This window comes from Cohnella lupini (assembly GCF_003386205.1).
GTDB classification, from domain to species: domain Bacteria; phylum Bacillota; class Bacilli; order Paenibacillales; family Paenibacillaceae; genus Cohnella; species Cohnella lupini.
The window spans coordinates 13,490-29,293 of the sequence record NZ_QRDY01000026.1; the positions used below are offsets into that span (position 1 = coordinate 13,490).

General features: G+C 53.1%; 7 protein-coding genes. All 7 read left to right on the top strand.

Annotated elements, in window-relative coordinates; all coding sequences use genetic code 11:
• Positions 1–44: 44 nt before the first annotated feature.
• Positions 45–6,083 (top strand): S-layer homology domain-containing protein, encoded by a 6,039-nt coding sequence (locus tag DFP95_RS25250; RefSeq protein ID WP_115995457.1) that lies wholly within the window; start codon positions 45–47, stop codon positions 6,081–6,083.
• Between the two features lie 194 nt (positions 6,084–6,277).
• The gene (locus DFP95_RS25255) at positions 6,278–7,849 is read left to right on the top strand and encodes a response regulator (RefSeq protein WP_181907602.1); all 1,572 of its coding nucleotides are present in this window, start codon (positions 6,278–6,280) and stop codon (positions 7,847–7,849) included.
• Between the two features lie 12 nt (positions 7,850–7,861).
• Positions 7,862–9,598: a sensor histidine kinase gene (locus DFP95_RS25260; RefSeq protein WP_245987963.1), complete on the top strand. Its 1,737-nt coding sequence runs from the start codon at positions 7,862–7,864 to the stop codon at positions 9,596–9,598.
• A gap of 122 nt (positions 9,599–9,720) precedes the next feature.
• A complete protein-coding gene (locus DFP95_RS25265; RefSeq protein WP_115995460.1) occupies positions 9,721–11,100 on the top strand; it encodes an ABC transporter substrate-binding protein in 1,380 nt (459 codons plus the stop codon).
• A gap of 29 nt (positions 11,101–11,129) precedes the next feature.
• The gene (locus DFP95_RS25270; protein WP_115995461.1) at positions 11,130–12,065 is read left to right on the top strand and encodes a carbohydrate ABC transporter permease; all 936 of its coding nucleotides are present in this window, start codon (positions 11,130–11,132) and stop codon (positions 12,063–12,065) included.
• Positions 12,062–12,865, top strand: a complete 804-nt coding sequence (locus tag DFP95_RS25275) for a carbohydrate ABC transporter permease (protein ID WP_115995462.1) — start codon at positions 12,062–12,064, stop codon at positions 12,863–12,865. The genes DFP95_RS25270 and DFP95_RS25275 overlap by 4 nt, the downstream gene beginning before the upstream one ends.
• A gap of 82 nt (positions 12,866–12,947) precedes the next feature.
• A complete protein-coding gene (locus DFP95_RS25280) occupies positions 12,948–15,779 on the top strand; it encodes a glycoside hydrolase family 2 protein (RefSeq protein ID WP_115995463.1) in 2,832 nt (943 codons plus the stop codon).
• Positions 15,780–15,804: the final 25 nt, after the last annotated feature.

Consider the following 15,804-nt stretch of genomic DNA (forward strand, 5'->3'; position numbering starts at 1 on the left):
AAACATAAGGCTTAATCTACTCATCCAGGGAGCGTGCACATAACTTGTTAAACAGAAGTTTTAAGCGTTGGGTTTCTATTCTTTCCGTCGCTTCACTATTACTCTCGTCCGCCTATCGTCCTGTTTCGGCGGAACCGGTTGAACAACCGGGTATTGTGGTCGAAGAGCCGGTTACCGCGGTCGAAGAACCAGGTTTATCGGTCGCCGATGCCGGTATCGCGGTCGCGGCTCCTAATTTGCTCATTACCGAGCTCGTACCGGATACGACAAACGTAAGCTCTGCGGATGCTTATGAATTTATCGAAGTTTATAACAATTCCACCGCGCCGATAAACCTTAAAGATTACGAACTCGTCTACCGTAAAGGAACGGCGGATGGCACGGTCTGGTCGCCCGAAAATAAAGACGCGGACATGATCCTCGCGCCTAAAACTTCCGGCGTTATCTGGGTATTTAATAACGCGGCGCTTACCGTCGATCAATTTAACGCCAATTTCCGCACGAATTTTAAAGAAGGCGTAAATTTATTCCGCTACAGCGGAGCAATGGCGAATTCGGGTTCATTGGCGAGTCCGGTCAACATCGCTTTCCGGGATATGAGCAAAACGGAAATCGTCGTCGCATCCTATTGGGACGACAAAGAAACATTGCCGGACATGGGAATCTTCTACGGTCTCCCGACGGACGGCAAAAATATGATTAAAATGCCGCAAGCCGCCAATTACAAGGCGACGCCAGGCGTCGTTGCAGACTACCAAGTGACGCCTGCGGCGGAGTACGTCAATCAACCGCCGGTCATTACGTACGACTCTCCTAAATTAGCCTTTAACGGTTCCAGTTTTCCCGTCACCGCGCAAATCTTGAACGCGGAGATGACATCCGGCTCCGATTCGGTTACCGCAGCAGTTTATTACAAAGCGGACGAGGCTTCCGTTTATTCTTCGGTCTATCTGTCGCTCGTAGCCGAAGGAAGCTACAAAGTCGATATTCCGAAAGAAGCGCTAACCGGACAGCAATTGCATTATTACGTCGAAGCCAAAGACAGCGTTAATACTGCGAAGACGGACGTTTATTCCGTGCCGATTCTCGACGGTCAAGCACTTCCTATTAATCATGAACCGGTACTGGAAGCCGACGCTATGAAGGATCTTGTCTTTAACGCCCAAATCTTTAATGCGGAGCAAGGACCATCGCTCAGCGCGGTCGTCTATTATAAGACGGAGCACATGACGGCCTTTAAATCCACGGCGATGAAGTCTACGAACGGCACCGATTATACGGTAACCCTTCCCAAAGACAAGCTCTTCGAAAAAACGATGCAATATTATATCCAAACAAGCAATGGCTTTAGAACTGTCAAGTCGGATACCTATACCGTAATGGTAAAGACTCCTTCGTTCGACGCGCAGAAGGCGCCTCCTTTGCTCGTCACCGAAGTCGTTCCGGACTCCGCCAACGTAGTAGACGGAACCGCGGACGCATACGAATTTATCGAAGTCTACAACAATACGGATCGCGACATCAATTACAAAGACTACACGCTTCGCTACCGTTATACGGACAAAGGTCCGGACGGCGACGTGTTGTGGCCTGTCGATCCGAACAAAACGGTTATTATCCCGGCCGGCAAAGCGGTCGTATTCTGGGTCATCAACTCGCAGAATACAGCCTTGACCGTCGCGAATTTCAACACAAACTACGGTCTTACAGGCAATAACAGCTTGGTAGAGGACCGGGATATTTTTAGAATCAAAAACGACGGCATGGCCAACGGCGGTCCGCGCGGTCTCATCGTAGCAAGCAATACGGGAACCGAGATTTCCGGAGCTTACTATGATACGGACGAAGAAACGGTCGAGAACAAAGGTATTTTCTATATGGTTCCTTTCAACGGAATCACGAAGATGAATCAATACAGCGCAGGCCTCTCTAAAGCGACCCCAGGATCGGTCGATTCAATTCAAGTGCCGGCCGTCCCCGTGAATCTGACCGATGACACTGTCGCACCGACCATCTCGGACCAAACCGGTAAAACCGAAGTTTCGCAGTCCGATAACCTTGAAATCGTCGGAGACGTAAAAGACGATCGTCAAGTTAGTACGGTAACCCTTTACTACAGAACGGACAAGAGCACTGTTTATAAGCAAGTAAATTTAACCGAAAGCTTCGCGGATACGATGTATCACGCCACGCTCTTCTCTCCGGACCTCATCGGCAGAGCTTACGTGGAATACTACTTCGTCGCATCGGATGGTACGAACGAAACCCGTACGGATCCGGTCAAGATGAACATAACGGGAGGATCTGACCATAGCCCCCTACGCTTGAACTTGGCGAACGGCGAATACGTATTCGGCGACAAAATCATTAAGGGTACCGGCGAGAGCGTCGACCCGTCGACGCTGCAGCTTTCGATCGACGATAAGTTGCTGACGGAATCCCTATACAACGCCGCTGAAAAAGACGCGTATTTCGCTTTCGATGTGACCAACGTTAACTATTATTTCAAAAACGGCGTCACGATGGGTGAAGAAATCATTAAGATTTTCCTAGATCCGATCAATACCTTTACGACTCTGTCCGTTCCGATCCAGGCCGATCGGCTGAAGGAAGGCAGCAACGTCATCTCCATCCGGGCGGGTACGAAGGCGTCGCCGTTCGACGATAGCCCGACGGAAAACAAAGACGATTTCGAAATCAAAAATATTCGACTCGTGCTGGCGGATGGCACGGAACTTTACGATCCTTTATATTCGAACCCGGACACGATCATCAAGATGGGCGACACAGCCGGGAAGAATCCATTCCTCAATTTCAATTTCTCTGTTCCGGCAAGTAAGCTTGCTTCCAGAGCTTATGCGTGGGATACAACGAAAGTCGGCGACGGCACCCATAAAGTAACCGTTGTAAACGGACAAACGGTCGTTACCGCGAACGTATCCGTCGACAACACCGCTCCGTCGATTAAGACTTCCGTGGAAGATGGCAAAGAGTATCGCGGTGCCATCTCGTTGAACGCGGATATTTCCGACGAGCTTTCCGGAGTGTCCGAAATCGTAGCGACGCTTGACGGCAAAGCTATCAAGTTGCCTTACGCTACCTCTTCCTCCTTACTGAGCGGAGGTGACCACGTATTCGTCGTCACGGCAAACGATAAAGTCGGAAATACGAGCACGGCTACCGTGAAATTCACCGTACCTAACGAGAACCCGCTGGCTCCCGAACTGGTTGCGCCCGATTTCGGAGCAAGCAGTATCGGCAACACCGTCGGTCTAACCGTTAAAGTAAACGATCCTACCGGCGACGATATGGACGTGTCGTTCTACAGAGGCTTTAAATACGACGCAAACGTTCCGAACGTATTCGCAGGCTTCCGCGGCGCAGCCGCTACCGAGCCGCCGAAGCAGCAAGTCCCGGGCGGGGAAAATCCTTTCGCCGCTGAAGATTACGCGAAAATCGGCAAGCTCGACGGCGACTATCTCGTCGACGATTCCGTCGAGAATTTCCCTTATCAACGGTTCGATGTTTCCCTCGATCCGTCCGTGAAAGAGACGGATAAAGTGAACGTCAGCTGGAGGGGCAAATCGTTGGAGGGCCGCAAGGTGACTCTGTATGCATGGAGCCCTGCGGAGTCGAAATGGAAGGCGCTCGATACGAAAGTGGCGGGAACGGAAGACTTCGACCTGACTGCGGACGTCAAAGCAGGAGACTACGCGAAGAGTTCGACAATTCACGTTATGATCCAAGACGAGATCGCCGTGGAGAATGCTAGTCCAATCAGTCAAGACGAGATCACCATGGAGAAGGCTGGTCCGATCAGCCAAGAAAATTACGACTTCACGTTCGCTTGGATGTCGGATACGCAATATTATTCGAAGAGTTATCCTTACATCTATCAAGGAATCGTGAAATGGATCGCCGACAATAAAGAGAAAGAAAAAATCAAATACGTCATCCACACGGGCGACATCGTCGATAATGCCGATCAAGACTATCAATGGCAAGAAGCCGACAAGGACATGAAGGTGATCGAAGAAGCCAACATTCCTTACGGCGTGCTTGCCGGCAACCACGACGTCATGCATCAGACGAACGACTACAGTTACTATAATCAGTATTTCGGAGAAGATCGTTTCAAGGACGAGCCTACTTACGGCGAATCCTACGAGAACAACAAAGGACATTACGATCTGGTTTCCTCGAACGGCAACGACTTCATTATCGTATATATGGGTTGGGGCTACGGAGACAAGGAAATCGATTGGATTAACGAAGTCCTGGCCAAGTATCCGAATCGCAAAGCGATTCTGAACTTCCACGAATACCTTCTCGTATCCGGTATTCGCGCGCCGATGGCGGATAAAGTATTCGAAAGAGTCGTCATACCGAATAAAAACGTGTTTGCCGTTCTTTCCGGACATTATCACAACTCGCAGTTGCTTCCCGACAAAATCGACGACAACAACGACGGCGTAACCGATCGCACCGTCTATCAAATGCTTGCCGATTATCAAGGAGCGCCGGAAGGCGGACTCGGATATATCCGATTGTTGCAATTCGACATGGCGAACAACAAAGTCCACGTCAAGTCGTATTCCCCGTACTTGGACGATTATAACTACTATAATCCCGAGACTGACGGGAATAAGGACGAGTTCTCGATCGACTTGAATCTTGAATCGGTAACGAAACGAGTGGCCACCGATTACGTAGGCGTAAGGGTATACTCGGACCAACTGATTGCGAAGAAGCCAGGGGTCAAGAGCGGCAGCGAAGTATCCGCCCAGTGGAGCGGACTAGCTCCGAACTCTACCTACGAATGGTACGCGCTGGCCGAGGACGCGAATTCTGGTAACAAACTGTCGGAGATTTGGAAATTTACTACCCGCACGACGGCGAGCTCTGGAGGCGGAGTGGTCATTCCTACTCTGGCCGATAAAGTCATCCATGTGAAGCCTTTAGCGGATCAAAGCTATAGCGTCGACGAGGATTCCATCGTGAAAGCCATCGACGGTAAATCCTCGACGGTTATCGAAATTCAATTGGACGGATTGTCCGTCGACAATGGGCAATTCAAGCTTCAGTTAAGCGGCAAAGGCATAGCATCCGCGCGGCTTAAAGAGTCCACCCTGAAGATCGTAACTCCTAACTTTACGCTCATGGTTCCCGCTACGGCCTTGCCTGCCAATGCCGACGGAGCGGATTACCTGACGCTTAAGGTAGATACGGCCGAGAACGCGGTAAACCCGAGCGATATCGCGGGAGCGATCGGTCAGAATAAGGATTACTCCGCAACGGGTCTAGTATTTAATCTTCAGCTCGTGGCAACTAAGAACGGCGTAGAAACTCAACTGCACCAATTCGGAGAAGACCTTAAGGTTGAGCGGACATTGACTTCCGAGCAGCTTGCAGACTTGGATCCCGATTATGCCGGAGTCTACTTCCTGAACGGCGATCAAGTCGAGTATATGGGCGGCAAGTTCGTCGGTAAGGCGGTAAGCTTCGAAACGAACCATTTCTCCGAGTTCGCGGTTCTTGAATATCATAAGAACTTCGTGGACATGGCAGGAAATTGGGCGGAATCGTATACGCAGAAACTAGCCGCGAAACATATTATCGACGGCGTGGATGCGAATCACTTCGCTCCGAACAAAGCCGTAACGCGTGCGGATTTCGCCGTGATGGCCGTCAAAGCCCTAGGCTTTGGCAAACCGGTTTCTACCAATCCGTTTAAGGACATTAAGCCGGGCATGTACTATACTTCTTACGTTGCCAAGGCAAGCGAGCTTGGCATCATCGAAGGCAACAAAGGTCTATTCCGTCCGTCCGATATCATCACCCGCGAGGAAGCGGCGGTTATCTTACTGAGATTCTATCAGTATGAACATAAAGCCGACATACCTGTTGCGGCCGGAACGGATTTCGCCGATATCGGCAAAGCATCGACTTGGGCCCAAGCCTCCATCCGCAGCGCGCAAGCCCTGGGACTGGTCAACGGCAAAGGCGGCAATCGTTACGATCCGAAGTCGAGCGTGACGCGCGCCGAAATCTCGAAATTGATTATTACGGCTATGCAGAAGTAATAAGTAAAGAATGACGGAACACCAAAGCGGGACAAATCAGGAATCATTCTCTGATTTGTCCCGTTTTTTCGGTTATCGGTAAACTGTTCAAGGTGGTGTGCATACGGCGATTTCGTTTAATAAGCTATCGACATTTGACGACAACGGGGTGGATGACGGATGATATTTTCATGTCGAGGAAGGGAGCAAGCACTATGAAACCAGTGAAAGTCATGATCGTCGACGACGAGATTCTCGCGATTGAACATATACGTCGGCTCGTTCCGTGGCAGCTACTCGGCTACGAGATCGTTTGTACGACTACGAATCCTTCGAAGGCGCCCGAATTGGCGCGGGAGTATCATGCGGACCTGGCAATCTTAGACATCGTAATGCCCGGGATGGATGGATTGGAGCTTTGCAGACAGTTGGCCGCGCAGGGAACGGTCTCAAGAATCGTGTTGCTAACCTCCTACAAGGAATTCGAATATGCCAAGGAAGCGGTCAAGCTTGGCGTGTCCAACTACTGGGTTAAGCATGAGCTGGATGCGGAGACGCTGAAACGCGAATTGGGCGGCTTGAGGCAGGAGATCGAGAACGTTAGGAGACAGAGGGACGGAGACCTGAGCCGACTGCTGGTAGACTGGCTCGGAGGCCGGCCGATAACGGACGGGCAATGGAGGACGCTTGCGGGCGCGGGGAATAACGGCGAGCCGTCCGGAGCGCTTCATTTGGTCGTGCTTCAGTCCGATCGCCCCTATCCTTTAATGAGCGGGATCACGTCCGACGAGTTGCCGAATGGCTTGGAACTGCCAATGGATTGGCCTGAGGGAGGAAGCCGGGAGTGGATGTTCGCGGTACGGTTTCTAGATAGCCACTTCGTCCTGATCGGTGCGGACGAATCCAGCAGAGGAGAGGGAAAGCTACGGGAGCTGCTCGAGGATAAAGCTGTTTCCGCTAGACGAGTGATGGAGCGAATGACCGGAGTCACGGCGACCATGGCGATCGCCTATGGAATCAGGGACAGAACGGAAGTGCCGGGTAAGGTAGCCGAGGCCATGCGATGGCTATCCCGATCCGTCTTCTACGGTCCTAGACATACTTTTCGATTAAACGAGATTCGTCAGGAGGACATTTCCGCGCATTCGTGGGCTTGGGAGGAGGGCGTCTCCCGGATAAGAGATGCTTTGTCCGCATTCCGGCTCGAGGATGCGATGCGGGAATTGAAGGAGTTGTTCGGGCAAGCGGCTGAAGCGAGAGATATAACCGGATTCAGCTATCTTTGCAGACAATTGGCGGCAGCATTAAATAGGGTGAGAACTTCGGTTCACCGGCCTTCGCTTGCGGAGGCGTGGTCGTCGGGGCAGATCGATTCGTCGGGATGGTCTTCGCTGGACGGTATACAGGCTTGGTTTGCAGCCGAGTTGGATGTACTTCACGCATCCAATAGCGTTCAGTCCGTAATGTCCCGTAAAGTTCGCCAAGCGCTGGATTACATGGAGAAGCATTATGCCGATGCGTCCGTCGATACCGATACGGTTGCAAGGCAGCTCGGAATCAGCCGGGACTACCTGCGACACATGTTCAAGGAGGAGACTGGCCAGACGGTACTCGACCGGTTAACCGATATTCGAATGGAACGCGCATCGGCTATGCTCGACGATGGAAAGCTTAAGGTGTACGAAATCGCGGAGCGCGTGGGTTTCCGTAACAGCCAATATTTCAGCCAAGTATTCCGTAAGTCGAAAGGCATGAGCCCGCTTGAATACACGGAGAGGCAGAGGTGAGCGTCCGTGCGAATGAAGATCCGCAACAAAATAATTCTTAGTACGGCGCTCGTTGTCTCGTTCTCGCTAATCGTTAGCGGTTTTTTCATATACGACTATGCACGGGGCATCATTCGCGAACAATCGATCCGAGACAGTCGGACTAAGCTGGCGCAAATCTCGTTCCAACTGAACAAAGTCCAAGAGCAGGTCATGAAGACGGCGGAGTATATCGTATCGGACGAGGAGATTACCGAACTTGTATATGCGCGCGCCGGTCCGGACATCGAAACCGAATATTTCCGCAAGCAGGCCGTTCAAGATAAGCTGGGACGGTTCGTTGCGCTTAACAACTTTATTCTGAACGTGTTAATCGTGCGTCCGGACGGGGGGACGTTCTCGAATTATAGCGGGTACGAGGACTATTTCGCCGAATACGTGAAGCAGGATTGGTTCGTGAAAATGAAAGATTCGCGCCGGAATTACTCGGAGCCGCATCCGTTCTTCTTCATCAGCGGCAACCGTCAAGTTTTCAGCTACGTGTTGCAGTATCGCCCGATCGGCCAGCAGACGTCTGCCGACAGTTATTTGGTCCTCGACATCGCCTATTCGGAATTGTCGAACGTATTCCTTCAAAGCTCGAGGGACTTCGAGCAAATAGAGCTGTTCACGGGCGCCAACGCGCTATTGTATTCAACGGGCAAAGAGCTGCAGCCGTCGGACGAAGAATCCATGAAGGAGGCGCTGCGCTCCGGCCAATCGTTTCGGGAGGATGCCGACCGGATCGTTCTGACCGACGAGACGATGAACCAAGACTGGAAACAAGCGGCGCTGCTGTCGAAGTCGAGACTATTCGAGAAAATCAATCGGATTTTCTACTTTTACATCGTTATCATTCTAAGCGGCATCGCCGTCACCTTGGTCGTCATGTTGCCGATCATCGTCAATCTGACTAAGCCTTTGATTCGGCTTACCAACGCGATGAAGCGGGTAGCGGTAGGAGACTTAGGAACGAGCGTCGCAATTCGAAGCGGGGACGAGTTGGAAATATTGGGAGCAGGATTCAACCGAATGGTGGAGGATCTCCGTCATCTAGTAGATACTTCGATTCGTAACGAAGAGACGAAGCGCAAAATGCAGATCGACCTGTTGATGGCGCAGATTAATCCCCACTTTGTGTACAACACGCTCAATACGGTCATCTATTTGTCGCACGCTAACCGCAATGGGCAAGTCGTTGAAGTCACGCAAGCGCTGATCGGCATTCTGCAGGATACGATCAAAACCGGCGAAGGGGCGGTTCGGGCATCGCTGGCCGAGGAGAAGCAAATCGTCGATAAATACGCGGTTATTCAACAAACCCGTTATCCCGGTCGCTTCCGGCTGATCTGGGAGCTTGAAGACGCGCTTCTCGGTCAACCCGTTCCTAGAATGGCGATGCAGCCGATCGTGGAGAATGCCATCGTGCACGGGATCATCCCTTCCGATCGGGAAGAGGGCAAGATCATCGTTCGCGCTTACCGGGACGACGCGCAGATGTGTCTCGAAGTCGAGGATAACGGCAGGGGAATGGATACCTCGGACTCGGAGGAGAGCAACTTGCCTAAGAGCACGGACCGAACGAGAGGAATCGGGCTGTCCAATATTCGGGACAGGCTATACACCGATTTCGGAGCGGCAGCGCGGTTAGAGGTGAGCAGCGAGAAGGATGTAGGGACGGTCGTTCGGATTCGTATTCCGCTAGCAGGGCCGGTTAACGAATCCTCTTGATCGGTCCGACCGCCGGATTTTATACAAAATCTCCGGTTTGACTCGTTACGACGAAGCTGGACCCGGGAGTAAGATTAAAGACGAGAAACGCTTTCATCATCTTCTTGGGGGGATTGTACAAAATGAAAAAAAAGAGAATGGCCAAAGGCTTATCCGGCTTGATGGCCGTGCTGATGCTGACGGGATTGCTTGCGGCATGCGGCGGTAATAACGATAACGCGTCTCCATCCGCGTCTTCGTCAACCGAAGGAAGCCCGGCCGCATCGACGGGATCTTCCGCGGAAGCGGATCCGGCCCAAATGAGCGGCACCGTCAAAGTATGGGATTGGGACGAAGCGTTCCAGACCGGCATGATCGCGGAATTCAACAAGAAATATCCGAACATCAAGGTTGAAGTGACCGTCGTCAACCCGAACGATTACTTGCAGAAGCTTCAGAGCGGCATCGCTTCCGGTTCCGACGTACCGGACGTCATTCTCGGCGAATCGGCTTATCGCGGTAAGCTGTTCGATCTGGATGTGTTGGACAATCTCGAAGCGGCGCCTTATAACTTCGACAAGAGCACCATCGTCGATTACGTGCTGCCTTACGTTTCCAATTCCAAGGGTGAGGTAATCGCGGTCGATCAGTCGCTGACTCCGGCGGGTTTCGCTTATCGCAGAGACTTGGCTAAGCAATATTGGGGCACCGACGATCCGGCCGAGATCGCGGCTATGATTCCCACTTGGGACGATTTCATCGCAAAAGGGACCGAGTTAAAGGACAAGAGCGGCGGTAAAGTGCTTATGTTCCCAGGTCTAGGCGACGCCTTCCTCGCACTTAAGGGTCAGAACTTCGGTTCTTACGTTAACGGGACTGAAATCGATCTGACGACTAAGCTGCAGAAACCGCTGCAGAAGCTGTTTCAAATGAAAGATGCCGGCATTCTCGGCAAGAACGAGCTGTGGACGCCTGCCTGGTCTTCATCGATGGCTAAGGGAGAGTTCATGTTCTATCCGATGGCACCGTGGGGCGCTAAGTGGCACATTGCGGCGAACGATCCGGACGGTTCCGGCCACTGGGGCCTCGTCAAGGCACCGGAAGGCGGGTTCACGCGCGGTGGAACGGCTGTCGGTATCTATAAGGACAGCAAAGTGAAAGATGCGGCATGGGCATTCATTCAATACGCTTACTTGTCGGACGAAGGTTCCGCATATAACTTCAAGACGTTCGGCAACATGACTAGCTCGAAGTCTTTCTACGAAACTCAGAAAGCGCTTATCGAAGCGCCGGGACCATACGACGAATTCTTCGGCGGCCAGAATTTGGCAAGCTATTTCATGGATGAGATCGTGCCCGAGGTGCAGGGCGAGCCGCAATCCCAATACGATTCCGTAGTGGATTCCGTATTTAACGCGCTGTACCCGCTATGGACGAAGGATGGATCGGCAACCGCCGAATCCGCGCTTAAGAAATTCATCGATGAAACTAAGATCAAGGCGAACGGCGCGACCATCAAGTAAAATAAACGGCAAAACGAGGTGCGGAACAGATGAGCGTATCTTCCGCCGTATCCCGCAAACGCAAATGGGGGCCACGCATGTGGCCCTATCTTTTCTCGCTGCCGTTTGTGTTGACGTATGCGGCTTTCCAATTATACCCTGTCATCTATTCGTTCGTGCTTAGCCTTTACGATTGGAATGGCATTAGCGACAGAAGCTTTATCGGTTTCAAGAATTACGTCCAGCTATGGACGAACGACCCGCTCTTCATCAAGTCGTTGTGGAATACGCTGATCATGATGGGCATGTTCATTCCGGTGACCTTGATCCTAGGTCTCACGCTCGCTTATTGGACGTTTCATCTCGTTCGAGGGAAGAATTTGATCCAGACGATTAACGTGTTGCCTTACATCACGACCCCTGTAGCGATCGGCTTCATTTTCTCCTACCTGTTCGATTGGCAGACCGGTCTCGTGAACTTGTTCCTGACGAAGGTCGGCATACTGGAAGAAGGTTTCTATTGGCTTCAGGACGAATGGGGCTCACGGGCGATAATCGCTTTGATGGTCGTATGGCGCAACCTCGGGTATTTCATGATCATCTATATGGCCGGAATGACGATTATACCGCAAGACGTCTATGAAGCTGCTAAAGTGGACGGCTCCACGGGACTGCATACTTTCCGTACGATTACGATGCCATTGCTTCGTAACATTACCGTATTCCTTGTCGTTACGTCCGTTATCAGCGGATTTCAATTGTTCGACGAGCCGAAACTGCTCTACGGCGGCTGGTCGGGGTCGGCCCAAGTGGGCGGTCCGGATAATTCCGCGCTTACGATTATATGGAAATTCGTGGACGAATCGTTCATTTCCAATACCCGTTTCGGCTATGCTTCGGCGATCGCGTATTCGCTATTCTTGCTGATCCTGCTCTTCTCCATTGCCAGCTATCGGTTAACGGCGCCTAAGGAGGACAAACGATGAAGATGATCAAATGGATCGGCTTGGCCGTCGTCTCTCTGCTGTCGCTGTTTCCTTTCTACATCATGATCGTCATGAGCACTCACTATAATGAAGACTTATTCAAGGGCATTCCCATTTGGCCTGGCGATCATTTGATGGCAAACTTACGAACGGTATTGGCAGCCGATTTCGGGCGAGTATACTCGAACAGCTTGATCGTATCCGTCGCATCCGTCGTCCTTGCTACCCTAACCAGCACGTTGATCGGCTATGCGGTGGCGAAGTTCGAGTTCCACGGGCGCAGATGGCTGCAAACGTTCGTCGTACTCACGATGATGGTGCCGACGCAGGTCGGATTGATCGGGTACATTATCGAAATGAGGAACATAGGCGTAGGCAACACGCTATGGCCGGTCATCCTCATATGGGGGGCATTCCCGTTCGGAGCTTTCTTCATGATCCAGTTCATGAGGGACGCGATTCCGAACGACTTGATCGAATGCGCGCGCATCGACGGCTGCTCCGAGCCCGGAATCTTCTTCCGCATCGTGCTGCCGATCGTCAAGCCGGGTCTGGCTACGCTAGCGACCCTAGTATTTCTCTGGTCGTGGAATAACTACCTTCTACCGCTGGTTACGATCAATAAGTCGGAATGGTACACGTTACCCGTGTTCATTTCGAACCTCGGCATTGTGCATCGGACCGATTACGCTGCCCGGATGGCGGCTCTGACGATGACGACAGTGCCGGTGCTACTGCTGTTCGTGCTCGGGTCGAGGACGTTCATGAAGGGACTGACCGCCGGAGCGGTCAAAGGTTGAGGTTGAATTTGATGGGTTGCGAGGCCGTCCGGATCGGGCGGTCTTTGCTTCGACTAGAGGTCGAGAAAGGACGGTTGCGGAGATGGGAAGACAGGAAATCATGCTAGACGGGCAATGGCAATTCGTATTGGATCCGGAAGACCGTTTCTCGGATACGCCGCCGGATGCCGAGCTCTTTACGGCGGCGATTCGGGTGCCCGGGTCCTGGGAGGAGCAGGGATTCGGCGAGGAGCCGCCGATGCTGCAGATCGATACATGGACCAAGATTCGGGAGTATGTCGGCGCCGGGTGGTATCGCAGAGAAGTACGAGTAGAGCTTGGCAATGAATCGAACGAATGGCAATTGGTGCTGTCGGGCGCGCGCTGGTCGACGGACGTTTGGGTGAACGGGGTTCATGTCGGACGGCAGTTGAGCTTGTCCGTCGCTCACGTCCATGATGTGGGAGGCGCACTGATTGAAGGGGATAACGAGTTTCTTGTTAGAGTGGACAATCGGATGCTGCTTCCGCTGGAGGACAGCCATATTCATACGCGGCATACGGCCACCAATTGGGGCGGCATTACCGGCGGCGCGCGTCTGGAGAAGCTTCCCGCCATACGAATAGGCAGCATCGCCTTAACGCCCGATCTTAAGGGGCGCGCCTTTCATTGTCGGATAAGCGCCGTAGGCGACGTCTTGCAAACGGAGGCTGCCGGAGTAGAGTATAGGATCCGAGTGAGGTTCAAGTCCCCGGATGGAAATGTTTTCGAAACGGAGACTCCTTGTTCGAACGGGGCGGGGAGTCTGATCTGCGCTCTTGGGGACGAACCGGTATTGTGGTCGGACAACGATCCGCGGCTGTATGAGGCGGAGATCTTATTGCTGCGAGACAGCGCGATAATCGACCGCGTTGTTCGTCGAACCGGCTTTCGCTTGTTCGAAGGATCGGGACAGCAAATATGCCTAAACGAGCGTCCGGTGTTCCTGCGCGGATACGTCGATTGCTGCGTGTTCCCGCTTACCGGATACCCGGTTTGGGAAAAGGATCATTACGAGAGACAGTTCCGCATTGCAAAGTCATATGGCTTCAATCATGTCCGGCTGCATGGCTGGAACGCTCCCGAGCCGTTCTGGGAGGCGGCGGACGAAGCGGGCATGCTCGTTCAGACCGAGCTGCCGCACTGGTCCGCGTTCTATCAGCCGCGAGGCGCTCAACCTCTCAAGGAAGCGGATGCCTTCTTCGAAGCCGAGCTCTTGCGCATCTACGAGAGGTTGAACGCTCACCCCTCCTTCGTTATGTTTTCCATGGGAAACGAGCTGATCGAGGACAACGGCCACGAAAGGTTAAACGAGCTTGTCCGGCTGGCTCGCAGCCTGGATGGGACAAGGCTTGTCACGGACAATACCGGCTTCGGCCAGTTGCCGGAGCAAGACCGCGAAGGGGATTTCTTCATTCATTCCTTTAACTGGCATAAGCCGTTGCGCACGGAAGAGATTGCTATGCCGGCGACGAATCGGAATTTCTCGGCCGTTACGCGGTTGTCCGGCAAGCCGGTCATCGGGCACGAGCATGCGCAGTTCTCGATGTATGTTCGTCCGCAGGAGAAGGTGAAGTATACCGGCGTGCTAAGGCCGACATGGCTGGAGACCGTCGAAGAGACGCTGGCGGAAAAAGGCTTGGACAAACGCATCGATCAATTGATCGATGCGACCGGCGTGCATCAGACCCGTTCCTTGAAGGAAGCGATGGAGCGGGTTCGGCGAACTCCCGGTGCGGCTGGCGTACAGCTGCTGGATATTCGCGATTTCCCCGGGCAAGGCCATGCGACAACCGGCTTACTGGACGTGTTCTGGGACAGCAAGGGAATCATAACGCCGGAACGGGTGCTCGATTTCAACGCGCCGACCGTGCTGCTGATGTCATGCCAGGGGAGGACTTTATTCGCCGGAGAAGCGACGGATATCCGATTGATGGTTTCGCATTACGGCCGGGAGGACATGCTGTCCGGACGTATCGGTTGGCGGTTGCGAAACGGGTACGACACTCTCGCGGAAGGCGAGTTGCGCTTAGAAGGTATTGCCAGAGGCGAGGTAGAGGAGGCGGGGACAGTCCGCGTCTGCGCGCCTGCCGGGGCGACGGCTCAAGCAATTGTGCTAGAGGCGTGGTTCGAGGATCCGGACGGCGTAGAGTTGGCGGCCGGTCCGCGGTCGATCCGTAACGAGTGGACTTTCTGGTCGTTCCCGGTCGTTGGGCGTTACGATCAAGCTTCGTCGGTGTGGAGCGGCGTCCCGGCGATGAAGACCGCATTGTACGGGGCGACGGTCGAGCCGAACAGTCGCTTCGATCCTTTTGTTGATCCGCGAGAGCGGGGGGTCAAGCTGGCGATCGTCGAGCGGTTGACGACCAACGTGCTCCAGTATATGGCGAATGGCGGTCATGTCTGGCTGTTCGCCGGGGGGAGCGAAACGTACGATGCCGTTGCGACCAAATACTTGCCGGTATTCTGGAATTACCTAATGTTCTCCGAGCAGGTCGGCGGCACGATGGGCGCCATCGTCCATCCGCATCCGGCGCTGGGTCAGTTCCCTCACGACGGAAAGTCCGATTGGCAATGGTACCATCTGTTCAACGGTTCGCCGGCAATCAGTCTGGATGCCGTCCCGGGCGTCGAGCCCATCATTGAAGTCATAGACAATTTCAATCGCGCAAAGAAGCTGACGTATATGTTCGAAGCGAACGTCGGGCGCGGGAAACTGTTCGTGACGAGCCTTGCGCTAAGAGAACCGGACGATTGGAAACGCCCCGAGAGCGCCTATTTGTTCGGCGAAATCCTGAACTATCTGTTAAGCGACGCATTCCGTCCCGCCGGTACGATGACGGTCGGACAAACGCTCGGCCTGTTCCGCCTTCGCGGCATCCATTCCTTTTTATAATGGCTGAGGAGGGTTCTGCGGAGCC

Coding starts and splice junctions, on each gene's coding strand:
- DFP95_RS25255 (WP_181907602.1), top strand. CDS start 6,278: ATGAAACCAGTGAAAGTCATGATCGTCGACGACGAGATTCTCGCGATT.
- DFP95_RS25260 (WP_245987963.1), top strand. CDS start 7,862: ATGAAGATCCGCAACAAAATAATTCTTAGTACGGCGCTCGTTGTCTCG.
- DFP95_RS25265 (WP_115995460.1), top strand. CDS start 9,721: ATGAAAAAAAAGAGAATGGCCAAAGGCTTATCCGGCTTGATGGCCGTG.
- DFP95_RS25270 (WP_115995461.1), top strand. CDS start 11,130: ATGAGCGTATCTTCCGCCGTATCCCGCAAACGCAAATGGGGGCCACGC.
- DFP95_RS25275 (WP_115995462.1), top strand. CDS start 12,062: ATGAAGATGATCAAATGGATCGGCTTGGCCGTCGTCTCTCTGCTGTCG.
- DFP95_RS25280 (WP_115995463.1), top strand. CDS start 12,948: ATGGGAAGACAGGAAATCATGCTAGACGGGCAATGGCAATTCGTATTG.